This is a genomic window from Streptomyces poriticola (genome assembly GCF_036689765.1).
GTDB classification, from domain to species: Bacteria; Actinomycetota; Actinomycetes; order Streptomycetales; family Streptomycetaceae; genus Streptomyces; species Streptomyces poriticola.
The window spans coordinates 343,076-364,604 of the sequence record NZ_JBAGKH010000005.1 but is presented as its reverse complement, the minus strand read 5'-3'; the positions used below and the strand labels follow the sequence as shown (position 1 = coordinate 364,604).

The 21,529-nt window shown below is 74.7% G+C and carries 24 protein-coding genes and 1 pseudogene; 11 read left to right on the top strand and 14 right to left on the bottom strand.

The window, feature by feature from the left end; all coding sequences use genetic code 11:
* Positions 1 to 82: 82 nt before the first annotated feature.
* The 5 genes from V5O46_RS11705 to V5O46_RS11685 all read left to right on the top strand — a co-directional run bounded on the left by V5O46_RS11705 (position 83) and on the right by V5O46_RS11685 (position 5,186).
* Positions 83 to 688 carry a sulfite oxidase-like oxidoreductase gene (locus tag V5O46_RS11705; RefSeq protein ID WP_332884462.1) on the top strand — a complete coding sequence of 202 codons (606 nt, stop codon included), beginning with the start codon at positions 83 to 85 and terminating at the stop codon, positions 686 to 688.
* Complete coding sequence (locus V5O46_RS11700; protein WP_332884461.1) at positions 681 to 1,457, top strand: ferredoxin reductase; 777 nt, start codon at positions 681 to 683, stop codon at positions 1,455 to 1,457. Before V5O46_RS11705 ends, V5O46_RS11700 begins: the two co-directional genes overlap by 8 nt.
* A gap of 806 nt (positions 1,458 to 2,263) precedes the next feature.
* Positions 2,264 to 2,848, top strand: a complete 585-nt coding sequence (locus tag V5O46_RS11695; RefSeq protein ID WP_332884460.1) for an Rv1733c family protein — start codon at positions 2,264 to 2,266, stop codon at positions 2,846 to 2,848.
* A gap of 432 nt (positions 2,849 to 3,280) precedes the next feature.
* Positions 3,281 to 4,249 (top strand): acetylxylan esterase, encoded by a 969-nt coding sequence (locus V5O46_RS11690; RefSeq protein ID WP_332884459.1) that lies wholly within the window; start codon positions 3,281 to 3,283, stop codon positions 4,247 to 4,249.
* Positions 4,250 to 4,442: 193 nt separating this feature from the next.
* A complete protein-coding gene (locus V5O46_RS11685; RefSeq protein WP_332884458.1) occupies positions 4,443 to 5,186 on the top strand; it encodes a winged helix-turn-helix domain-containing protein in 744 nt (247 codons plus the stop codon).
* On the opposite strand, the gene V5O46_RS11680 is transcribed toward V5O46_RS11685, so the two are convergent.
* Positions 5,156 to 5,935, bottom strand: coding sequence for a class I SAM-dependent methyltransferase (locus V5O46_RS11680; protein WP_332884457.1), 780 nt, complete (start codon positions 5,933 to 5,935; stop codon positions 5,156 to 5,158). The two genes, V5O46_RS11685 and V5O46_RS11680, sit on opposite strands and share 31 nt — an antisense overlap.
* Positions 5,936 to 6,267: 332 nt before the next feature.
* On the opposite strand from V5O46_RS11680, the gene rho reads away from it, so the two are divergent.
* Both rho and V5O46_RS11670 read left to right on the top strand, forming a co-directional pair.
* Complete coding sequence (gene rho, locus V5O46_RS11675) at positions 6,268 to 7,407, top strand: transcription termination factor Rho (RefSeq protein ID WP_332884456.1); 1,140 nt, start codon at positions 6,268 to 6,270, stop codon at positions 7,405 to 7,407.
* A gap of 82 nt (positions 7,408 to 7,489) precedes the next feature.
* Positions 7,490 to 8,329 (top strand): annotated as a pseudogene (locus V5O46_RS11670) (D-alanyl-D-alanine carboxypeptidase family protein); the annotation flags it as partial.
* 59 nt (positions 8,330 to 8,388) lie between these two features.
* Here the strand turns inward: V5O46_RS11670 and V5O46_RS11665 are convergent.
* The 8 genes from V5O46_RS11665 to crcB all read right to left on the bottom strand — a co-directional run bounded on the left by V5O46_RS11665 (position 8,389) and on the right by crcB (position 15,525).
* Entirely contained in the window at positions 8,389 to 9,792 is a 1,404-nt protein-coding gene (locus V5O46_RS11665; RefSeq protein WP_332884455.1) for a glycosyltransferase 87 family protein, read from the bottom strand.
* On the bottom strand, positions 9,789 to 11,192 hold the full coding sequence (gene mptB, locus V5O46_RS11660; RefSeq protein ID WP_408648962.1) for a polyprenol phosphomannose-dependent alpha 1,6 mannosyltransferase MptB: 1,404 nt from the start codon (positions 11,190 to 11,192) through the stop codon (positions 9,789 to 9,791). The genes V5O46_RS11665 and mptB overlap by 4 nt, the downstream gene beginning before the upstream one ends.
* 102 nt (positions 11,193 to 11,294) lie before the next feature.
* Positions 11,295 to 12,224 carry a glutaminase gene (locus tag V5O46_RS11655; protein ID WP_332884454.1) on the bottom strand — a complete coding sequence of 310 codons (930 nt, stop codon included), beginning with the start codon at positions 12,222 to 12,224 and terminating at the stop codon, positions 11,295 to 11,297.
* A 116-nt stretch (positions 12,225 to 12,340) separates the two neighbouring features.
* The gene (locus tag V5O46_RS11650) at positions 12,341 to 13,357 is read right to left on the bottom strand and encodes an asparaginase (RefSeq protein WP_332884453.1); all 1,017 of its coding nucleotides are present in this window, start codon (positions 13,355 to 13,357) and stop codon (positions 12,341 to 12,343) included.
* A 94-nt stretch (positions 13,358 to 13,451) separates the two neighbouring features.
* Entirely contained in the window at positions 13,452 to 14,129 is a 678-nt protein-coding gene (locus tag V5O46_RS11645) for a FadR/GntR family transcriptional regulator (RefSeq protein ID WP_332884506.1), read from the bottom strand.
* A gap of 195 nt (positions 14,130 to 14,324) precedes the next feature.
* Positions 14,325 to 14,699 carry a fluoride efflux transporter FluC gene (locus V5O46_RS11640; protein ID WP_332884452.1) on the bottom strand — a complete coding sequence of 125 codons (375 nt, stop codon included), beginning with the start codon at positions 14,697 to 14,699 and terminating at the stop codon, positions 14,325 to 14,327.
* Positions 14,696 to 15,067: a DUF190 domain-containing protein gene (locus V5O46_RS11635; RefSeq protein WP_332884451.1), complete on the bottom strand. Its 372-nt coding sequence runs from the start codon at positions 15,065 to 15,067 to the stop codon at positions 14,696 to 14,698. The genes V5O46_RS11640 and V5O46_RS11635 overlap by 4 nt, the downstream gene beginning before the upstream one ends.
* Positions 15,064 to 15,525 (bottom strand): fluoride efflux transporter CrcB, encoded by a 462-nt coding sequence (gene crcB / locus V5O46_RS11630; RefSeq protein ID WP_332884450.1) that lies wholly within the window; start codon positions 15,523 to 15,525, stop codon positions 15,064 to 15,066. The genes V5O46_RS11635 and crcB overlap by 4 nt, the downstream gene beginning before the upstream one ends.
* Positions 15,526 to 15,731: 206 nt before the next feature.
* Here crcB and V5O46_RS11625 point away from each other — a divergent pair, with 206 nt between their 5' ends.
* Positions 15,732 to 16,124 carry a MarR family winged helix-turn-helix transcriptional regulator gene (locus V5O46_RS11625; RefSeq protein WP_332884505.1) on the top strand — a complete coding sequence of 131 codons (393 nt, stop codon included), beginning with the start codon at positions 15,732 to 15,734 and terminating at the stop codon, positions 16,122 to 16,124.
* A gap of 30 nt (positions 16,125 to 16,154) precedes the next feature.
* Here the strand turns inward: V5O46_RS11625 and V5O46_RS11620 are convergent, their stop codons facing one another.
* Complete coding sequence (locus tag V5O46_RS11620; RefSeq protein ID WP_332884449.1) at positions 16,155 to 16,556, bottom strand: SseB family protein; 402 nt, start codon at positions 16,554 to 16,556, stop codon at positions 16,155 to 16,157.
* Between the two features lie 177 nt (positions 16,557 to 16,733).
* Between V5O46_RS11620 and V5O46_RS11615 the strand changes: the two genes are divergently transcribed.
* Complete coding sequence (locus V5O46_RS11615; RefSeq protein WP_332884448.1) at positions 16,734 to 17,327, top strand: AMIN-like domain-containing (lipo)protein; 594 nt, start codon at positions 16,734 to 16,736, stop codon at positions 17,325 to 17,327.
* A gap of 39 nt (positions 17,328 to 17,366) precedes the next feature.
* Here V5O46_RS11615 and V5O46_RS11610 read toward each other — a convergent pair whose 3' ends face one another.
* Positions 17,367 to 17,840, bottom strand: coding sequence for an SRPBCC domain-containing protein (locus V5O46_RS11610; protein ID WP_332884447.1), 474 nt, complete (start codon positions 17,838 to 17,840; stop codon positions 17,367 to 17,369).
* Positions 17,841 to 17,925: 85 nt separating this feature from the next.
* Here V5O46_RS11610 and V5O46_RS11605 point away from each other — a divergent pair, with 85 nt between their 5' ends.
* Together V5O46_RS11605 and V5O46_RS11600 are read left to right on the top strand one after the other, a co-directional pair.
* Positions 17,926 to 19,380 carry a glyceraldehyde-3-phosphate dehydrogenase gene (locus V5O46_RS11605; protein WP_332884504.1) on the top strand — a complete coding sequence of 485 codons (1,455 nt, stop codon included), beginning with the start codon at positions 17,926 to 17,928 and terminating at the stop codon, positions 19,378 to 19,380.
* A gap of 198 nt (positions 19,381 to 19,578) precedes the next feature.
* Positions 19,579 to 20,049 (top strand): SRPBCC family protein, encoded by a 471-nt coding sequence (locus V5O46_RS11600; RefSeq protein WP_332884446.1) that lies wholly within the window; start codon positions 19,579 to 19,581, stop codon positions 20,047 to 20,049.
* A gap of 204 nt (positions 20,050 to 20,253) precedes the next feature.
* Here V5O46_RS11600 and V5O46_RS11595 read toward each other — a convergent pair whose 3' ends face one another.
* The 3 genes from V5O46_RS11595 to V5O46_RS11585 all read right to left on the bottom strand — a co-directional run bounded on the left by V5O46_RS11595 (position 20,254) and on the right by V5O46_RS11585 (position 21,469).
* Positions 20,254 to 20,778 (bottom strand): dihydrofolate reductase family protein, encoded by a 525-nt coding sequence (locus V5O46_RS11595; protein WP_332884445.1) that lies wholly within the window; start codon positions 20,776 to 20,778, stop codon positions 20,254 to 20,256.
* Positions 20,733 to 20,903: a hypothetical protein gene (locus tag V5O46_RS11590; RefSeq protein WP_332884444.1), complete on the bottom strand. Its 171-nt coding sequence runs from the start codon at positions 20,901 to 20,903 to the stop codon at positions 20,733 to 20,735. Before V5O46_RS11590 ends, V5O46_RS11595 begins: the two co-directional genes overlap by 46 nt.
* Before the next feature lie 86 nt (positions 20,904 to 20,989).
* The gene (locus V5O46_RS11585) at positions 20,990 to 21,469 is read right to left on the bottom strand and encodes an NUDIX hydrolase (protein ID WP_332884443.1); all 480 of its coding nucleotides are present in this window, start codon (positions 21,467 to 21,469) and stop codon (positions 20,990 to 20,992) included.
* Between the last annotated feature and the right edge of the window lie 60 nt (positions 21,470 to 21,529).

Genomic DNA, 21,529 nt, shown 5'->3' with positions numbered 1-21,529 from the left:
CGTGGACTGCGCACGCCACGCCCCGCCCCGTCCGCCCCGACCCGCGGGCGGCCCCGACCGGCCGCCCGGAAGACACCTCCCCATGAACATCACCCGAGGCTTCACCGGCCGCCCGCGCACCGGCCGGACCGGACTGCCCCCCGGTCAGTACGACGCCCGCGACGACTGGCCGGTCCTGTCCGCCGAGGTCACCCCCGACCTGGCCGCCGCAGACTGGTCCTTCCGGCTGGGCGGGCTGGTGGCCGAGCCGTGCAGCTGGACCTGGGACGAGGCCCACGCGCTGCCGGCGTCGGCCTACGAGGGCGACATCCACTGTGTGACCGGCTGGTCCAAGTTCGGTGTGCGGTTCGGCGGGGTGTCCCTGGACACCTTCCTGCAGGCCGCGGGCCCGCTGCCGTCCGCGACCCATGCGGTCGCCTACGCGCACACCGGCTACACGGCGAATCTGCCCCTCGCGGACCTGACCGGGGGGCGCGCCTGGATCGTGTGGGAGCACGACGGCAGGCCGCTCGCCGCCGAACACGGCGGCCCGGCCCGGCTGGTGGTGCCGCACCTGTACTTCTGGAAGAGCGTCAAGTGGGTCGCGGGTCTGGAGCTGCTCGACCACGACGAGCCGGGCTTCTGGGAGCAGAACGGCTACCACGCGCGCGGCAACCCCTGGGAGGAGCAGCGGTACTCCGGTGACTGAGACAGCGGCACGGGCGGTGCCTTCCTTCACTCCCCCGACGCGGTTCGCCGTGCCCGGGCGCATCGCGGCGAGCGAGCGGGAGGCGGCCCGGTGGCAGACCGCCACGCTCACGGAGATCCGCCGCGAGACACCGCGTGCGGCCACGTTCCGCTTCGCCGTGCCCGGCTGGGTGGGGCACCTGCCCGGACAGCATCTGATGCTGCGGCTCACCGCCCCGGACGGCTACGTGGCCCAGCGGCACTACTCGCTGGCGTCCGCACCCGACGACCGCGGGCACATCGAGCTGACCCTGGACCACGTCGCGGGCGGTGAGGTCTCCGGCTGGTTCCACACGGTGGCCCGGCCGGGGGACCGGGTCGAGGTGCGCGGCCCGCTCAGCGGCTTCTTCGCCTGGCCGGGCGACCGGCCCGCGCTGCTGGTGGGCGCCGGATCCGGGGTCGTACCGCTGATGTCGATGGTCCGGCACCACCGGGCGCGGGGGCCGGCGGTCCCGCTGCGGCTGCTGGTGTCCGCGCGCAGTCCCGAGGAGCTGATCTACGCGCGGGAGTACGGCGCCGAGACGACGCCGGTGTTCACGCGCACCGCGCCCGACGGGGTGCCGGTGGGGCGGATGACGTCCGTGCACCTGGCTCCGCTGCTGGCCGAGGCGCCGCCCGGCGGCTGGGAGGCGTACGTGTGCGGCTCGAACGCGTTCGCCGAACACGCCTCCCGACTGCTCGTCGCGGGCGGGCAGCCGGTGGACCGGATCCGCATCGAGCGCTTCGGCTGATCCCGGGGCCGAGGCCCGGCATCCGGGATCCGAGGGCCGGCATCCGGGATCCGAGGCCCGGCATCCAAGGTCCAGGATCCCGGGGTGGTCTCCACCCGGCCGTCGCAGCTGCCGTGCCTCGGCGGGTCGCCGACCGCACCGGGCTCCCGCGGCCTGCCCCGGCCCGGCCACCACAGGCCCTGACCATGCCGCCCGGACCATTGCCGACCGGCCCGCCGGCACCCTGGCAGCCGCCACACGTCCCGGCCCGCCACCCACGGCAACCTGCCCCGCCGGTCCCGGCCCCACCTGACGACCACCCCACACACCCCGACGCGGCCCGCGCCGACCCGGACCGGCCGCTCAGGACCGGCCGCACCCGGCAGCCCGGGCCTCCCCTCTGACCACCCACGCCCGGAACCACCCACGACCAACCCCGCACCCGCCCCCACAGGCCCCGAGCATCCCGCCGCCCCGCACTCCGGAGCAGCGGCCCAGGACCCGCCATGCTGTCCCCGAGACCCCCGGGACCCGCTGCCCAGGCGCCGCCGAGCTGCACGGCCGCACCGCAGCGCCGGCCCCGGACCCCACTGCCGCCCCGGGCCCGGACGCGGCCGGACGGGGCCCGCGTCAGCGGACCAGTCCCCGGCTCGGGTTCGCGAGACATGGCCCTGCGCGGGTGCCCGGGTCCGGGTTTCCCGGCGCCCTGGACGGGCACCTGGGCTGCGGTCCGCGGGCACGCGCGCGTGGCGTGCGGCGGAGGCAGCGGCGGACCGCCTCGCACGGCCGTCCGCCCGGCCGGCCGCGGTGGACGCGAGGAGGTCGAGATGCGTACCCGGGTACGCGGCTGGCGCTGGCGGCGCAATCCGCTGCGGCGCCGGTCCGACGTGGTCGAGGCCTGGACGGTGCTGGCCGTCGCGGTCCTGCTGTTCCTGGGGGCGCCCCTGGCCGGCGCGGCGTCCGCCTGGTGGGCCCACGGCCAGGCCCACCAGGTCGCGTCGGAGCAGCAGACCGACCGGCGGCAGGTCCGCGCCGAGGTGGTGGGCAGGGCCTCCGACACCGCGTCGGCGGTGCACGCCGGCGGCCAGCACGCGTACCGGGCGACCGTGCGCTGGACGGAACCGGGCGGGACCGAGCGGACCACCACCGTACGGGTTCCGACGGACACCCGGCGCGGTGACGCGGTCGACGTGTGGCTGGACCCGCAGGGCCGGAGCGTACCGGCGCCGGCGACCTCGGCGACGGTCTGGCAGCACACGCTCACCCTCGGCGCGTGCGGTACGGCCGGCACGGCATTCGCGGTGCTCCTCGCGCGCGGCGCCGTCCGCCGGGTCGCCCTGCGCCACCGGCTGGCGGAGTGGGAGCGCGCCTGGGCCCGCACCGAGCCGCGGTGGACCCACCGCAGGGCCTGACCCCGGCCCGGCCCCGCCTCCCGGCCGCAACACGGGCCCGGACCGGCCGGACGTACCATCACCCGGAGCCGCAGGGGTGCCGCCCACCCTGCGGCTCGCGGCTCCCCCGTCGCGCCCGCGCGGCGGTGCACCCCCGAACGGTCACCCGCACCCTCCGCACCGCCCCCTGCGGGTACCCGACCGGATGCACCGACGTCCGCCGACCACCGCCGTCGATGCGGCGGCCCGGGCACGCGGCCCCACCCCCGCCCACGGGCGGAACCCACCGGCCCCACATCACCCCGTCGGCCCACGACCGACCGCCCGACGGGCGGCCCGACGGACACCGCCGAGGAACCCGACCGGGGCACGTGGCCTGCGGCCCGACCCCCCGCATACGGTGTGATCATCTACACGATGCGGCACTGTTCTCCCTCGCAAAGGACGTTCCCGATGGCCCTGTTCGACCTTCCGATCGACGAACTGCGCGGCTACCGCAGCGCGTCCACGGCGCCGGACGACTTCGACGGCTTCTGGGCCAGGACCCTTCGGGAAGCCCGCGCGCACGATCTGGACGCCCGTTTCGAGCCGATCGACACCGGGCTGTCCACGGTGACGGTGCACGACGTGACGTTCGCGGGGTTCGGCGGTCACCCGGTGAAGGGGTGGCTGGTCCTGCCTGCCGGGGCGGACCGGCCGCTGCCGCTGGTGGTGGAGTTCCTCGGCTACGGCGGGGGGCGCGGGCTACCGCACGAGCACCTGCTGTGGGCGTCCACGGGCCGGGCGCACTTCGTGATGGACACCCGGGGTCAGGGCAGCGCCTGGGGCGGCGGAGGCGGCACCGCGGACCCGGTCGGCAGCACGCCCGCGTACCCGGGGTTCATGACCCGGGGTCTCGACGCCCCGGAGAACTACTACTACCGGCGGGTGTTCACCGACGCGGTGCGCGCCGTCGAGGCCGCGCGTTCGCATCCGCTGACCGACCCGGCGCGCACCGCCGCGGTCGGCGGCAGCCAGGGCGGCGGCATCACGCTGGCGGTCGGCGCGCTGGTGCCGGATCTCGCCGCCGTCGCACCGGACGTGCCGTTCCTGTGCGACTTCCCGCGCGCGACGACGCTCACCGACCGGCATCCGTACCGGGAGATCGGCCTGTACCTCAGGACGCACCGGGGACGCACCGCGGACGCGCTGCGCACCCTGTCCTACTTCGACGGCGTGCACTTCGCGGCCCGCGGCCGTGCGCCCGCCCTGTTCTCGGCCGCCCTGGAGGACCAGACCTGCCCGCCGTCCACGGTGTTCGCGGCGTTCAACGCCTGGACGCACCAGGACAAGGCGATCGAGGTCTACGACTTCAACGACCATGAGGGCGGCGGCCCGTTCCAGGAGGCGGCCCAGCTCCGCTGGCTGGACTCCCGGCTCTGAGGGGGCCGGCCCCACTGGCTGGTTCCCGCCGCTGAGCAGGGAAGCTGTGCGGCACGCTGTGCGCCCCCGAGCGGGCAGACCGGTTTCGGCCGAACTGCCGGGCAGCCCTTCCGAGCTGGTTTAGACCAGTGGTACTCCTGATGGCGCACCGAGCCCGCACGGCTACCGAACGTCACCATCAGGAGGGCGCGGCATGGCCCGCACCACCCAGCACCACCACCCTCTCGCCGTCGCACAGCCCCTGTACTGGCGGATCGCGGCGCAACTTCTCGAGGAGCTGCACGCCGGCACCATCCCGCCCGGTCGGCGGCTCCCCGGGGAGCGCCGGCTGGCCGAGCACTTCGGGGTCAGCCGGGAGACCGTACGGCAGGCACTGGAGGTCCTGCGCCGGGACGGTCTGGTCGCCACCGACCGGCGGGGCACCCACGCGGCCCTGCCCGGCCTGGCCGCCCACAGCCCGGCGAGCCTGACCTTCCCGGTCGGCGCCCGCTCCGGGGACCCGCGCACGGTGGACCGGGCCACCGTCACCTGGGAGACCCCGCCACCCGAGCACGCCGCCGCGCTGGGGCCCGCCGGGCACCGGCCGACGCTGGTGCACCGCTACGAGTCCGCGGCCGCCGACGGCGGCGGCAGGCGCACCGCGATCACGTCGTTCTCGGCCGTGGCGCTCGCCGAGGTCGAGGAGCTGGCCCGGTACCGCGACCGCGCCGCCGGCACAGCCGGGGTCCAGCTCTGGCGGGTCTACGACTGGATGCGCAGCGCGGGCCTGACCCTGCATCACCGGGACACGATCTCCCGGCCGGCGGACACCGGCTCGGTCCGGGTCACCCGGCGGGTGCGCGACCAGCACGGCCGGCTGCTGGAACTGACCGACCTGCGCGTCGACGCCCGGCAGGACGCGCTGGTCTACGAGTTCACGCTGCCGGCGGCGGGCTGAGCCGGCCCTCCGGCGCCCGCGGGCACCGGAGCCCTGCGGGCCGCGACCAGCCGGACCCGCGGGCTGCCGTCGGACCGGCGGCCGAACCGCGGCAGGGGGTACAGCTCGACCCGGAAGCCGGCTCGCGTCAGCTCCCGCCGTACGTCACCGAGCCTGCACGTGCGGTAGTACATGACGAACGGGGGCCGCCACAGCGCGTTGCGCACCCGCATCGCCGTGTCGAAGCCGAGCAGCGCCCAGTAACCGGCGCTGCCCGGCCTCGGCGGCGCCACCAGCGGGAAGGCGAAGCAGCCGCCGGGCCGCAGCACGGAGTGCACCTGGCCGAACAGCCCCGGCAGTTCGCGCGGCAGGAAGTGCCCGAACGCCCCGAAGCTCACCACCAGGTCGAAGGCGGAGGTGAACGGCAGTGCACGGGCGTCGGCGCGGACCCAGGACACGGCGGGACCCGCCGGCGCGGCACGCTCCCGCGCGACCGCCAGCATGCCCGCGCTGAAGTCGACCCCCGTCACGCTGCCCCGGCACACCCGGGCGAGTACGTCCGTCCCGGCTCCGGTACCGCAGCACAGATCCAGCCCGGAGTCGAACGGGCCCATCGCCGCCAGTGCTGTCGCCACCGCGTCCAGCACCGCGTCGGGCGTGCGGTAGGGCGTGTGGTCGAACTTCGGGGCGAGCAGGTCGTAGCCGCGCTCGACCGACGACAGCGCCTGCACGGCGAGTTCGCGCGCTGTGGGGCCCTCGGGGCTGAACATCACCTCAGCCTAGTCCGCCGGAGCCCGGCACCGCGCGGCCTGCACCGCCGTCCCGCTTGTGCTACAGTGCACGCAGCACTCGTGTACGCCCCGATGCGGGCGTCGGTGTCAGTTGCTTCTCTCTTCACTCCGCCGAGTTCGCCGAGTCCTCGCCGACCGGCGTCCGGCTTCCCCGCACCACCTCGTGAGCAGGGCTTCCGTCCCGTGCCGAGGTGCTGTTCCCGCCGACCGCAGGGCGTGACCTCCGCCCCCGCCCGGCATCTCCTTCCCTCCTTCTTCGCATTCCCACCCCGCCCATGCCCTGCCCGCCGTCCGGGAAAGGACCGCCCAGCATGACCACCACACTCGAACACCCCTCCGCACAGCAGGCCGCGGCGGCCACCGTCACCGGAGTCCTCGACACCGACGCGGGCGGGAAGGGCCGCCTGCGTGCGGCAGACCTGCTGCCCTCCCCGGCCGACCCGTTCCTCTCCCCCGCCCTGATCCGCCGGTACGGACTGCGCCGGGGTGACTCCGTCGAAGGCGTGTCCGGGCCCGGGCGGAGCCTGGCCGACGTGGCCAGGGTGGGCGGCCGTGCCCCGGACCGGTCGCGCGGCCGACGGCACTTCCGCGACCTGACGCCGCTGCATCCGCACCGGCGGCTGCACCTCGAACACCCCGGCGCCGGTGCCGCAGGACGGGTCGTGGATCTGCTCGCCCCGGTCGGCAAGGGCCAGCGCGGGCTGATCGTGGCCCCGCCGAAGACCGGCAAGACCGTGCTGCTCCAGCAGATCGCCGCGGCCGTCGCCGGGAACCACCCGGAGTGCCGGCTGATGGTGGTGCTGCTCGACGAGCGGCCCGAGGAGGTCACCGACATGCGCCGCTCGGTGCCCGGCGAGGTGTACGCCTCGACCTTCGACCGGGCGGCAGGGCAGCACATCGCCCTGGCCGAGCTGGTGATCGAGCGGGCCAAGCGTCTGGTCGAGGCCGGCGAGGACGTCGTCGTCCTGCTGGACTCGCTGACCCGGCTGTGCCGGGCGCACAACACCTCGGCCGGCTCCGGCGGCCGTACGCTGAGCGGCGGTGTCGACGCGGGCGCCCTGCTCGGGCCCAAGCGGTTCTTCGGCGCCGCCCGGCAGGCCGAGAAGGGCGGCTCACTCACCATCCTGGCCACCGCCCTGGTGGAGACCGGCTCGCGCGCTGACGACCTCTTCTTCGAGGAACTGAAGAGCACCGGCAACATGGAGCTGCGGCTGAGCCGCGAGGCGGCCGCCCGGCGGGTGTTCCCCGCCGTGGACCTGGACGCCTCCGGCACCCGGCGGGAAGAACTGCTGCTGGCCGGGGCGGAGTTGGCGGCCGTGCGGGGACTGCGGCGGGTGCTCGGGCCGCGGGACGGGCGCGGCGGGCTGGAGACCCTCCTCGAGCGACTGCGCGAGACGCCGGACAACGCCGCCTTCCTGCGGCGGATCCGGCCGACGCTGCCCGTCCGCTGAGGAGTGCGGCATCCGGGTGCTCGCGCGGGCGGCTCGGCCCGGGCAGCGCGGTGTTCGGCGGACCCCTTCCTACGTTTGCGGTATGAAAGTCCGATTTTCTTCCCGGGTCGCCCTGTCCTCCTGTGCGCTGTGCATGACGGGACTCCTGGCGCTCGCGCCCGCCGCGGCGGGCGCCCGGTCCAGGCCACCGGACCCCGGAGTTCCGGGCGGGCCGGGCGCCGCGGCACCGCGGCCCGCCCTGCTGTACCGCTCCGGCACCCAGGTCCGCCCGTTCTCCGGTGCGCCGAAGGTGCCCCGGGTCTCCGCGCTGTCCTGGGTGGTGGCCGACGCCGGCACCGGCGCGGTGCTGGCGGCCCACGACGCGCACCGCAAGCTGCCGCCGGCCAGCACCCTGAAGATGCTGTTCGCGCTGACGATGCTGCCCGTCCTGCCCGGCGGCATCCGGCACGAAGTGGGTCCGAAGGAGCTCTCGGAGGTCGGACCGGGCAGCAGTCTGGTCGGCGTCGCCGAGGGCCGCGCCTACCGGGTCACGGACCTGTGGAACGGAGTCTTCCTCAACTCCGGCAACGATGCCGTGCATGTACTGGCCCGGCTCACCGGCGGCTGGCGGGAGACGGCCGAGCGGATGCAGGCCGAGGCCCGCGCGCTCGGCGCCCGCGACACCCGTGTGCTGTCGCCCGACGGCTACGACACCCGGGGTCAGGTGTCGTCGGCGTACGACCTGGCGGTCTTCGGCCGGGCGGGGCTGCGCCACCCCGACTTCGCACGCTACTGCGCCCGTGTCGAGGCCCGCTTCCCGGACCGGTCCGGCGGCTCCTACGGCATCCGCAACACCAACCGGCTGCTCACCGGCGACGACGGCGTCGAGCGGTACCGGGGCCTGATCGGCGTCAAGAACGGCTACACCAGCAACGCCGGTCACACCCTCGTCGCCGCCGCCCGCCGCGCCGGACGCACCCTGGTGGTGTCGGTGATGAACCCTCAGAGGGGCGGCGGCTTCGCGGTGTACGAGGAGGCGCGGGCACTGCTCGACTGGGGGTTCGAGGCCGCCGGGCGGGTCGCACCGGTCGGGTCGCTCGACGGACTGCGGGCGCGGTCGCGGCCGGGCCCGCAGGCGGTGCCCGCCGCGGCGGCTGCCGCGTCGGCGGGGCCCAGGCGGGTGGAGGTGTCGGCTCCCACCTGGCCGGAGGCGGCGGCGATCGCCGGGGCCGCCGGGCTGGGGGCGGGCGTCGTGGCGCTGGTGGTGCGGCTGGTCGTCGGCCGCCTGGAGCCGGAGGAGGAGTGACCGACCGGCATCCCGAGCAGCAGACCCAGCGCGATCCAGGTGTAGGCGTTGGCGCCGATGAGCCCGTCGGGGCCGGAGGCGTCGTCGACCCACAGCCACACCACGCTGGTGCACAGCACCGCGTACAGGGCGCCCGCGACACGTGGGTGCCCGGCGCGCAGCAGTACGGCGAAGGCCGGCAGCAGCCACACCAGGTGGTGCACCCAGGTGATCGGGCTGACCAGGCAGGCAGCCAGTCCGGTCAGCGCGAACGCGGCGGTCCGGTCCCCCGCGGCGACCGCCCGGCGGGTGCGCCACGCCCATGCGGCGAGCACCAGCAGCACCACCACCGCCCACACGGCGCGGTCGGGTGCGCCGAGCCGGGCCAGTACCCCCTGCAGGGACTGGTTGGACACATAGGAGAGGCGGCCGATGCGGGAGGTGTCCCACAGCGCCTCGGTCCAGTAGAAGCGTGAGGCGCCCGGGGCGGCCCACGCGGCGAGCGCGGTCGCCCCGGCGGCGACCGCGGCCGCGACTGCGGCCGCCCGCCACCGCCGGGCCAGCAGCAGCATCCCGATGAACAGCACGGGCGTGAGCTTGACCGCCGCCGCCAGCCCGATCCCGACGCCGGCCCACCGGCCGCGCCCGGCGGTCAGCAGCCGTGCGTCGGCCAGGACGAGCGCCAGCAGCAGGATGTTGACCTGGCCGAAACTGACGGTGTCCCGCAGCGGCTCGAACAGGGCGAGCGCCAGGGCGCCCAGGGCGCATCCGTACCAGCCGAGCCGGCGCCGGTCCGGTCCGGCCAGATGGCGCAGGACCAGGGCGAGCGCTGTCAGGTTCAGGAGCAGGGTGGCCGCGATGGCGGTGCCGAGGCCGACCAGCGCCATCGGCAGCATGACGAGCGCCGCGAACGGCGGATAGGTGAAGCCGTACGGGGTGCCCGGCACGCGGTAGTCGTAGAGGGGTTCGCCGTCCCTGACCCAGCTGTGCACGGCGCCGTGGTAGACGCGCAGGTCGAACCAGTCGCGCAGCAGCGGCACGGTGGCCGTGAACACGGTGACGGCGACGGCCAGGGCCAGAACCAGCAGCAGCCGGCCCCGGTCGGTGCGGGGTGCCCTCATGCGGTCCGTCCCCGGGTGGGGGACAGCCGGGCCTGGTACGCCTGCCAGAGCACCAGCACGGCGAGCACACCGCCGGAGACGGCCAGCACCAGCTGCTCGGCGTCGACCGGACCCCCGCCCGGCAGCGCGACCAGCGCGAGCACGGCGGTGACCCCCGCGGTGCGGTGCCGTACCGAGGCGCTGGGTGCGGCCGCCGCGATCAGGAACAGCCCCCACAGGGCGTACCAGGGCCGGACGGCCGGGCCCAGCGCGGCGACCGCGGCCAGGCTCAGGCCGAGCGCGTAGACCGGGTGCGGGCGCAGCCGCAGCCAGATGACGAGGACGGCGACGACGGCGGCCACGATGCCGAGGGTGCGCCAGGCCGGGACGGCCAGATGGGCGAGGTCGCTGCCGGCCTGTTCCAGGAGGCCCCCGGTGGCCCGGCCCAGCAAGCTGGTCAGGGCCCAGTTCTCGGGCGAGACCGGGGTGTCGAGGGTGGCGGTCCAGCCGTATCCGGTGCCGGCCGCGGCGGTCGCGGCGACGGTGGTGGCCACCGCGGCGCCGGCGGTCGTCAGCACCGCCCGCACGGGGTGGCGCCCGGCCCGGACCTGGAGGACGACCACCGCGGCCAGTCCCAGCACCGCGGGGGCCTTGACCAGGGCGGCCAGGGTGACCAGGGCCGCCCCCAGCGCGGGCCACCGGCCCAGCGCGGCGACCAGGCCGATGCCGAGCAGGCCCAGCATCACGGCGTCGTTGTGGGCACCGGCCACCAGGTGCAGCAGGACGAGAGGGTTGAGGGCACCCAGCCACAGCGCGGCGGCCGGGTCCGCTCCGCTGGCGCGGGCCAGCCGGGGCAGCGCCGCCGCCATCAGCGCCAGCCCGGCCAGCGCGACCAGCCGCATGCCGACCAGCCCGGCCGGGAGTTCGCCCCTGGTCAGGGCGGACAGGGCGGCGGCGACGCCGAGGAACACCGGGCCGTAGGGGGCGCCGGTGTGCTGCCACAGCGGGGCGACCTCGGCGGCGAGCGGGCCGCCGAGCTGTGCGGGGCCGTGGGTGTACACGTCCATCTGTGCCTCGACCATGGCCCCTTGGGCGAGATAGCTGTAGACGTCCCGGCTGAACAGCGGGGGCGCCAGCAGCAGGGGTGCCGACCAGAGGCCGAGTACCAGCAGCAGCGCGCGGGGCGTGGGCGGTTCGGGTCCGCGCACCAGCCTGCCCAGCAGCGCCCAGGCCGCTATCAGCAGGACGACGCCGAAGTAGACGCCGACCAGGCCGAGGGCGGCACGGGCAGAGGCGGGCGCGAGCAGCTCCCGCACGGGCAGCGCACCGGCCGTCTCACCGCCCGCCGCGAGGACGGCGGTGCCGGCCAGGCCGATGACCTGGCAGCGGCGGAGATCGACGGAGGGAGGGACGGACACCACGCGGGCAGCATGCAGGCGCCGGATGGCCGGAAGCCGACGTGCCGCACTACGGTCGGCGGCGCCCGCGTGACCGACGCGTGTTCGAGGCCCGTCGGCGGCTGGTCAGAAGACCGACAGTCCGGTGAGCGTGGTGAACCGGTCCAGAGCGGCGACCCCCGCCACCGAGTTGCCGCGCTCGTCCAGGCCCGGGCTCCACACGCACAGCGTGCAGCGGCCGGGCACCACGGCGATGATCCCGCCGCCGACACCGCTCTTGCCGGGCAGGCCCACGCGGTAGGCGAAATCACCGGCCGCGTCGTAGGTGCCGCAGGTCAGCATCACCGCGTTGACCTGCTTGGCCTGGCTTCGGCTGAGCAGCCGGGTGCCGTCGGCGCGGATGCCGTGCCGCGCCAGGAACCCGGTGGCCAGCGCGAGGTCGGCGCAGGACGCGGTGATCGAGCACTGCCGGAAGTACTGGTCGAGGAGGTCCGGGACGGGATTGTCGATGTTGCCGTACGAGGCCATGAAGTGGGCGAGGGCGGCGTTGCGGTCGCCGTGTGCGGTCTCGGAGGCGGCGACCTCCTCGTCGAAGGACAGGCCGGGGTTGCCGCTCTCGGCGCGCAGAAAGGCGAGCAGCTCTCCGGCCGCGTCCCCGGTGCGGGTGTGCAGGCGGTCGGAGACGACGAGAGCGCCGGCGTTGATGAACGGGTTGCGCGGGATGCCGTTCTCGTACTCCAGCTGCACCAGGGAGTTGAAGGGGTTGCCGGACGGCTCGCGGCCGACGTGTTCCCAGAGTTCGTCGCCCTCGCGGGCCAGGCCGAGGGCGAGGGTGAACACCTTCGTGATGGACTGCGCCGAGAACGGCTGCCGCCAGTCCCCCACGCCGTACACCGTGCCGTCGGGCTCGGCGACGGCCATGCCGAAGCTGCGGGGGTCGCGGGCGGCGAGGGCGGGGATGTAGTCGGCGGCCCGGCCGCTGCCGGGAGTGCGCTCGATCTCCTCGGCGATGCGCTCCAGGACCGGCTCGAAGGTGCTCGAATTCATGATCGTCATTCTCTCTCCGGGCCGGTCCCGGCGCGCGGCCGAGCCGGCGCGGGCGGGCAGGTGCGGGTGGGCCCGCCACGGCGGGCCGGCCGACGGGCGGTCGTGGCGGGCGGGCGGCGGACCGCTCAGGCGCAGGCGGCGGACGCGACCGGGTCGAGGGCCGGGACGGGCCGGACGCTCCCCACCGGCCGGCCGCCGCCGAGCAGCGCCTCCCCGGCGAACTCGGCGAGCGCCGCCGGGTCGACGCCGGCCTGGGCGAGGGCGGCGGCGGCCACCGGGACCCGGGCCCGGTTCGCCCCGTCGGCGATCTTCACCGCGACGGCCCGGCCGTCGGGCAGCGCAGCCACCTGGACCCCCTCGAAGCCGTCCTTGGCGAGCAGTCCGGGCACGGCCCGCATCAGCGCGGCGACATCCCGGCCCGTGCCGGAGGCCGCCTCGGCGTACCGGCGCATCGCGTCGGCCACCCGGGCCTCGGCGGTGCCGGGCGCGGCGGTGGTGATGCGGGCGGCGGCGCGGGCGAGGCCGTGCAGCGAGACGGCGAACAGCGGAGCGCCGCAGCCGTCGACGGTGACCGCGGCGACGCGCTGTCCGGTGAGGTCCTCGACGGTCTCGGCGACGGTCCGCTGCAGCGGATGGCCGGGGTCGAGGTACGTGTCGAGGGGCCAGCCGTTGAGCGCGCAGGTGTAGAGCATCGCGGCGTGCTTGCCGGAGCAGTTCTGGGCCGGCCGGGAGGGCAGCCTGCCCTCGCGTATCCAGGCGTCCCGGATCACCGGGTCGTACGGCAGGTCGGGCACGTTGCGCAGGTGGTCCTCGGTGAGCCCGGCGAGGTCGAGGATGCGCCGGGCACCGGCGAGGTGGCGTTCCTCGCCGGAGTGGCTGGCGGCGGCGAGGGAGAGCAGCTCGCCGTCGAGCGGGAGCCCGGCCCGGACCATGGCGACGGCCTGCACGGGCTTGAGCGCGGAGCGCGGGTAGCAGGCGGCGTCGGGGTCGCCGAGCCGGAGCCGGACCTCGCCGCCCGGGCCCAGCACGACGACGGAGCCGTGGTGGACGCCTTCGACGACCCCGCCGCGGACGAGATGAGCGACGGGGACATGACGGGGCTCGCGGATCGGGGGTGCGTCCGCGCGGGGGCTGCTGTGCATCACTGCCTGGGTGTCCTGGGGGTCGGGGAGATCCTGGGGATCGGGAAGGTCGTGGCGGCCGTGGGGCTTCGCGGGGCGTGGGCCGGGCCGGTGGTCATGAACGGGGTCCGCCGTGCGCGGGAGTGCCGGTACGGCCGGCGCGCACGATGTCGGCGAGGGTGTTCTGCACGCGGTCCAGATGGTGAGCCATGGCCCGCTCCGCGTCGGGTGCGGAGCCGTCGGTCAGCGCCCGGACGATGGCCCGGTGCTCCCGGTCGGACTGCTCGCGCCTGCCCCCCAGTTCGTTGAGGAAGGCGGACTGGCGGGCCAGCGCGTCGCGGATCTCCTCGATGACCCGGCGGAAGACCGGGTTCTGGGCGGCCTCGGCCACGGCGAGGTGGAAGAGGGTGTCCATGGCGGCCCAGGCGGTGGTGTCCGTCTCCCGCTCCATGCGGTCCAGCAGCCGGGTCAGACGGTCGAGGTGCTGCGGGGTGCGGCGTCCGGCCGCGTAGCCGGCCACCGGGATCTCGATGTGCCGGCGCACCTCCAGCAGATCACCGGCCGCGTAGTCGCCGAAGGTGGGCTCCTCCACGGCGTCCGCGACGACGAAGGTGCCCTTGCCGGTGCGGGAGACGGTCAGCCCCATGGTCTGCAGGGCTCGCAGGGCCTCCCGCAGCACGGGGCGGGAGACCTCCAGGGTCCGGCAGAGCTCCGCCTCGGAGGGCAGCTTGTCCCCGATGGCGTACTCGCCGCGCTCGATGGCGCCGCGCAGATGGCCGAGCACCGCCTCCATGGCGCTCACGCGCCGCGGCTGACGCGGACCACCTGTCTGGCTGTCTGACAGGTTCACGGAGCGATGGTGCGGGTGACGGGCGGAGGCTGTCAAGCGCCCCCTCGGCGTGCAGGCGGTCACACTCGCCGAGCCACGCCACACAGCGACGCGCTGCGTGATGCCGCGCTGCCTTGCGCTGCACCGCGCTGCACCGCGCTACCACCAGATCGCACGGGCGAGGGCGGCCCCCGCGAAGGCCGCGCCCAGGCCCGTCGCCACGCTGGTCACGACGTTGGCCGCGGCCAGCCGTCCGGCCCCCGTCTCGGCCAGCCGCAGGGTCTCGTAGGAGAAGGTGGAGTACGTGGTGAGTGCTCCGCACAGCCCGGTGCCGAGCAGCAGCACCGGCCGCGAGCCGGCGGCCCCGGCGAGTGCGGCGCCGGTGAGCAGGCCGAGGGCCAGGCTGCCGACGACGTTGACGGCGAGGGTGCCCCAGGGGAAGACCGAGTCGTGCCGGGACTGCACCGCCCGGTCGGTGAGATAGCGCAAGGGGGCGCCGACCATGGCGCCCGCGACGACCAGCAGCCAGTTCACCGGGACGCGTCCCCCTTCGGACGGGTCTGCCGGTCCCGGCCGGCGTACCGGATGACCTCGCAGTCGTCGAGGATCACCAGTCCCCCGGCGAGGAGCTCGTCGAGCTGCGGCAGGAAGGCGCGTACCCGCGGCTCGTCGTCGACGATCACGACGGCCACCGGGAGATCCTCGCCGAGCGACAGCAGCCTTGCGGTGTGGATCAGCGAGGAGGCTCCGAACCCCTCGACGCCGCGGAAGACGCTGGCGCCGGCGAGACCGGCCCGGCGGGCCCGGTGCACGATCTCGGAGTACAGCGGCCGGTGGTGCCAGGTGTCGTTCTCCCCGACGATGGCGGTCAGGCGCAGCGCGCTGCCGGTCAGCCTGGTCATGACTGCCTCCACTTCAGGACGCGGCGGGCCGTCCACGCCGCCGACCAGACCGCCGCGAGGGCGGCGAGCGGCGTGGCGGCGAGGCAGGCGAGGGCGGTGCGGACGTGCCCCTGGTCGATGAGCCGCTGGATGTCGACGGCGTACGCCGAGAAGGTGGTGAAGCCGCCGAGCACCCCGGTGCCCACGAAGGGGCGCAGCAGGCGGTGGGCGGGCCGCAGCTCGGTGAGGAACACCATGAGGACCCCGATCAGGGCGCAGCCGACGGTGTTGACCCAGAACGTGGTCCAGGGGAAGCCGCCGGCCGGTGCGGGCCAGGCGAGGGAGGCTGCGTACCGGGCGGCGGCGCCGCTGCCGCCGCCGAGTGCCACGGCGGCGAGGATCGGCGCCCGGTCCCCCCGGACGCGGCGCCGGGCGGCGGCGGACCGGACGCGGGAGCCTCGGGTGTCCTGAGCGCTCATCGTGGTACGTCTCCTACTCGCCGGTGCCCGGGCGTGCGGGCGCTCACCTTCGCAAGTAGGGACCGTTGGCGGCGCACTGCCGCGGTTCGGGTACGGCGGGCCCCACCGCCGCGCCGCGGAGAGTGGCCGCGGCCGGGACCAGCCTAGGGCCTCACACCGGCGGGGGGCATGTCGGGCCCCGGTGTTACCGTGCAGACATGGCAGGCATCGCGGCGGCAGCGGCCGGGGCCCGGCTGGAGGAGCGGTGGCGGGAGATCCTCTCGCTGCACGCGCGCACCATGTGCGAGATCGACCGCGAGCTGCATCCGCACGGGCTGGGTGCGAGCGACTTCGAGGTGCTCGACGTCCTCGCGTCGGCGACCCCCGAGGAGCGTGGTCACTGCCGGGTGCAGAACCTGGCCGGCCGAGTCCATCTCAGCCAGAGCGCGCTGTCCCGGCTCATCGCCCGGCTGGAGCGGGACGGCCTGCTGCAGCGTTCCGTCTGCGCCGAGGACCGGCGCGGTGTGTACGTCGCGCTCACCGACCGGGGCCGCACTCTGCACACCGAGGTCCTGCCGTTGCAGCGGGCCGCGCTGGAGCGGATGCTGGGCGACGGCTGACCGGCCGCCGCCCGTCCGAGGCCGCCCGCCTCAGGGGCGGGCCAGCAGGGTGCGGACGCCCTCCGAGGTCAGGGTCAGCCGGTGCTCGGAGCCGGCGTCGATGGACAGCGACAGATCGTCGGCGGGCCACTGTGCGGCGAGCGCCCCCAGCGGCACCATGCGGTAGCGGGAGACGTACGGCAGCAGACCTGCCATCTCCAGCTCGGAGGTGAACACGGGCACCACCTGCCCGCCGCCCGCCTGTTCCAGTACGGGCAGAGCCAGCGTCGCGGCGTCGGCGGCGTCCTCGTCGCTCGCGTCGTCCGGCACCGGTACGAGCACGTCACTGCCGGCCAGCGTGTCCAGCGCCGCGGTGTCCTCGGTGTTCTCGGCCAGTGTGTCCAGCGCCTCCTGGGCGGCCGTTCGGGTGTTGTCGTTCGCGGGTGTGTCCATGGCGGTTTCCCTGGTAGCGGCGGTCGTACGGCCCGCCCGGGACATGATCGGCGAGGGCGGTCCCGGCTCGCGTACCCCGCCGGGTGCGCGGCAATCCTCGGCCACCGACACTGCAACCATTCGGTCAATCGACGTGTCTCACCCGATACCGGAACACGCCTACTCCGGGGGGACACAATGCGACGAAGCAGAGCAGCATGGGTGACGGTCGTCCTCACGAGCGCCGCCCTGGGGACGGTCACGGTCGCGGCCGACGCCGCCCCGCTGACCACGGCGCCCGCCACCGTGCGGGCCACGGCCTGCCCCACGGGCTGGGGCAGCCTCGACGAGACGCGGGGTGCGGCGACGTCGACGCCGGTGCGGAACGTCCGTACCGGGCGCCACACCTGCTTCGACCGGTTCGTCGTCGACGTACCCGGTGCCCCGGCCGACCGGCTCGGGTTCACGGTCGGATACGTCGACCGGCTCCGGCAGGCCGGCTCGGGGCGGCCCGTCGCGGTCGGCGGCGGCGCCGTGCTGGAGATCCGGGTGAACGCGCCCGCCTATCGGCCCGAGACCGGCGCCCCCACCTACCCCGGACGGGTGGGCCGCCCGCTGCCCGGGGTGGACCTGACCGGCTACCGCACCTTCCGCGACGCCCGGTTCGCCGGCAGCTTCGAGGGCGAGACGCAGCTCGGTCTGGGCGTCCGCGCCCGGCTGCCCTTCCGGGTACTGACGCTGGACGGCCGCGTCGTGGTGGACGTCGCCCACAGCTGGACCGGCGCCCGCTGACACCGGATCCTCGGGCCCGGGGAGAGGAGCCCCCGGGCCTCAGGACCCGGGCCGCTCCCCGCTCTCCACCAGCGCGGCGAGCTTCGCCAGGGCCATACGCGTGCCCGTCTCGTTGGCCTCGGCGGGCACCGCGTCGGGGATCCCCTCGTGCACCACGACGACGTCCGTGCCGCCGTCGGCGTCGGTGAGCGTCGTGGTCAGCGTCATGGCGCCGCTCAGGGCGGGGTCCGCCGTCTCGAACTCCATCACCTCCACCACCTGCTCGTCGGGCACCAGCCGAGCGAAGTGCCCCCGGTAGGTGTCGGTGTGCGCGCCCGACTTGCCGCCGGCGTCCGCCCGGTCGTAGGTGAGCGACACCCGGAAGGTGCCGCCCTCCCGGGCGTCGAACGCGTGCACCTGCGCGGTCATGCCGTCCGGCACCCGCCACGCCCCGATCGCACCGGCGTCCACGAGCGCGCGGTAGACGGCCGCACGCGGCGCGTCGACGTGCCAGGAGACCCGGGTCGCATGCATGCGCCCAGCCTACGGGCCCCCCTGATCGATCACCCGGACGATGTGGTTAACATATGAGCGCCGCCTAGCTCGAAAGATGCGAACTGTGACTGTCAACGACGACTCGTTCACCAACTGGAAGCACCGCGAGGAGATCGCGGAATCGATGATCCCGATGATCGGGAAGCTGCACCGGGAGCGGGACGTCACCGTCCTGCTGCACAGCCGCTCCCTGGTGAACAAGTCGGTGGTCAGCATCCTCAAGACCCACCGGTTCGCCCGGCAGATCGCGGGCGCCGAGCTGTCGGTCACCGACACGCTGCCGTTCCTGCAGGCGCTCACCGCGCTGGACCTGGGCCCGTCCCAGATCGACATCGGTATGCTCGCCGCGACCTACAAGGACGACGACCGCGGCCTGCCGGTGGCGGAGTTCACCGCCGAGGCCGTCGCCGGGGCCACGGGCGAGGGCAAGATCGACCGCCGGGAGCCGCGCGACGTCGTGCTCTACGGCTTCGGCCGCATCGGCCGCCTGGTCGCCCGGCTGCTGATCGAGAAGGCCGGCTCAGGCAACGGGCTGAGGCTGCGCGCGATCGTCGTCCGCGGGAGCGGCGGGCGGGCCGGCGAGGATCTCGTCAAGCGAGCCTCGCTGCTGCGCCGCGACTCCATCCACGGCCAGTTCCAGGGCACGATCACCATCGACGAGGCGGCGAGCACGATCGTCGCCAACGGCAATGCCGTCAAGGTCATCTACGCCGACGACCCGACGCAGGTCGACTACACGGCGTACGGCATCGACAACGCCATCCTGATCGACAACACCGGCAAGTGGCGCGACCGCGAGGGCCTCTCCAACCATCTGCGCCCCGGCATCGACAAGGTGGTGCTGACCGCCCCGGGCAAGGGCGACGTCCCGAACATCGTGCACGGCGTCAACCACGACATGATCAAGCCGGACGAGCGGATCCTGTCCTGCGCCTCCTGCACCACCAACGCGATCGTCCCGCCGCTGAAGGCGATGGAGGACGAGTTCGGCGTGGTGCGCGGCCACGTGGAGACGGTCCACTCGTTCACCAACGACCAGAACCTGCTGGACAACTACCACAAGGCCGACCGCCGCGGCCGTTCCGCGCCGCTCAACATGGTGATCACCGAGACCGGTGCCGCCTCCGCCGTCGCCAAGGCGCTGCCGGACCTCGAGGCGAAGATCACCGGCAGCTCGATCCGCGTCCCGGTCCCGGACGTCTCGATCGCCATCCTCAATCTGCAGCTGGCCCGGGAGACCACCCGCGAGGAGGTCCTCGACCATCTCCGCGAGGTGTCGCTGACCTCGCCGCTCAAGCGCCAGATCGACTTCATCAGCGCCCCCGACGCGGTCTCGAGCGACTTCATCGGCTCGCGCCACGCCTCGATCGTCGACGCCGGCGCGACCAAGGTCGAGGGCGACAACGCGATCCTCTACCTCTGGTACGACAACGAGTTCGGCTACTCCTGCCAGGTCGTCCGCGTCGTCCAGCAGGTCTCCGGCGTGGAGTACCCGACGTACCCGGCACCGGCGGTCTGACGGCCGCGCCGGTGGGAGTCCGTGCGGCACGGGGGCAGCGCCCGGTGCCGCACCGCCCCGCCGGCACCGGGCGGATCCGGCCCGGGCCGCCGGCCGGCGTGCGGTCCGGCGGCAGCGGCCGCACCCTGGAGGACGTGACGCCGGCCGTGACCGGCACCGGTCACGGCTGTCCGTCCGTCCGGAAGGAGCGTGGTCGGCGTGGCCCGCAACCGCCGCCTGATCCTCAGCTCGCCCTCCGAGGTCTGGGACCTGCTCTCCGACGGCCGCCGCTACGGGGAATGGGTGACCGGCACCCGGCAGGTCCTCACCGCGGACCCGCACTGGCCGGCCGTGGGCGCGCGGCTGCGGGTCCGTGTCGGCGCCGGTCCGATGACGCTGGACGACACCTGCGTGGTGCGCGTCTGCGAGCCCTCGCACCGTCTGGAGCTGGAGGCCAGGGCGGCCCCCTTCGGCGCGGCCCGGATCGCCATGCGGCTGCTTCCCTGGGGCGGGAACACCCTCTTCACTCTCGACTGGCACCCTCTGCGCGGCCCGGGCATCCGCATGCACGGGCTCCCCGTCGACTATCTGGTCCGGGTCCGCAACGGCATGATGCTGACGAAGCTGGCCCGGATCGCGGTGCGGGAGCATGCCGGGACGGACGAATCCCTGGAGACGCCCGCGCGGTGACGGGGTGCCGACCGGGCAGCAGACGGAACAGGGGGCACGAGCAGCTCGAGGGATCCCGCGGCCTACGCGTGCGTCGTGCACACCGACCACAACTGCCGCTGGAGGCAGGCCGGTTGGGCGGCCGTTCACAGTTGACCGTGGCGGCCCGCTGATTGCCGCAGGTGTGCCGCGGGTGCTCGGGGCGGCCAGGGCGGAGTGGTGCGGCTACCGCGGGTGCACGGCGTAGGTCAGGTGCGTCACCCTCGGGGAGGGATCCGAACGCACCGGCTCCAGCGCGACCCTGGACGCGTCCACACCGTCGAAGAGGCGGGTGCCGGCGCCGAGGAGCACCGGTGAGAGTGCGACCGAGAACTCGTCGATCAGGCCGGCGTTCAGGTGCTCCAGGATCGTCGTGCCGCCTCCGGCGATGCGGACGTCGCGGTCGCCGGCGGCCTGTCGGGCCTGGTCGAGCGCGGTCTCGATGCCGTCGTCGACGAAGTGGAACGTGGTGCCGCCGGGCCGCTCCCAAGGGTCACGCCTGGTGTGCGTCACGACGAAGACCGGGGTGTGGAAGGGCGCCTCCTCGGGCCATGCCTGCTCACCGAGGTCGAACATGCGCTTGCCCATGGCACTCGCACCGGTGCGCTCGAACGTCTCCCGCGCGATGTCGTTGTCGCGGCCCCCCTCCCCGCCCTCGCCCAGCTTCAGGTTCTCTGCGAGAGGACCCAGCCGACGAACGCCGTCAGCCACCCGGCCAGCAGGAACACGACCAGCATCCAGTTCGGGACCCGCGCTCGCCGCCCCAGCAGCCACACGAGGGACGTCGGGATGACGAGAACGGCAGACGCGACGAACAGCAGGATCAGAGCCTTCATGACCGTACGACCGTACTGATCAAGGATCCGCAGGGCATGCCGTGGGCAGCACCGGACGCAGGACGCACATGGTCCCGCCCTGTGGTTCAGCCGGATCCCATGGGCTCGAACCATGTGGGCGCCTCGGCGAGGGCCTGCTTGATCCGGAACCACCCGAACTCGCCCACGTCCGGCAGGGCGTCCACCGGGAACCAGCCCACGTCGAGCGACTCGTCGTCGTTGACCCGGGCGTCGCCGCCGACGGCCCGGCAGCGGAAGGTGATGTCCATGAACTGGCAGACGTCGCCGTTGTCGTAGGTCACCGGGTCCAGGGCCTGGACGAGGACCACCCGTTCGACGGCACAGCGCACCGCCGTCTCCTCCTCGACCTCGCGCACGGCGCACGCGGCGGGCTGCTCCCCCGGTTCGGCGATGCCGCCGATCAGCGCCCAGCGGCCGTTGTCGGAACGCCGGTTCAGCAGCACTCTGCCCTCGTCGTCGAAGACGACGGCGGTGACCCCGGGCAGCCACAGCAGCTGGTGTCCGGCACAGGCGCGCAGCGCGCGGATGAAGTCGGGAGTAGCCATGCACCCGACCCTAACGGGCCGCTCTGTGCACTTCCGGCCGGTCCGCGGGGCGTGCGGCGG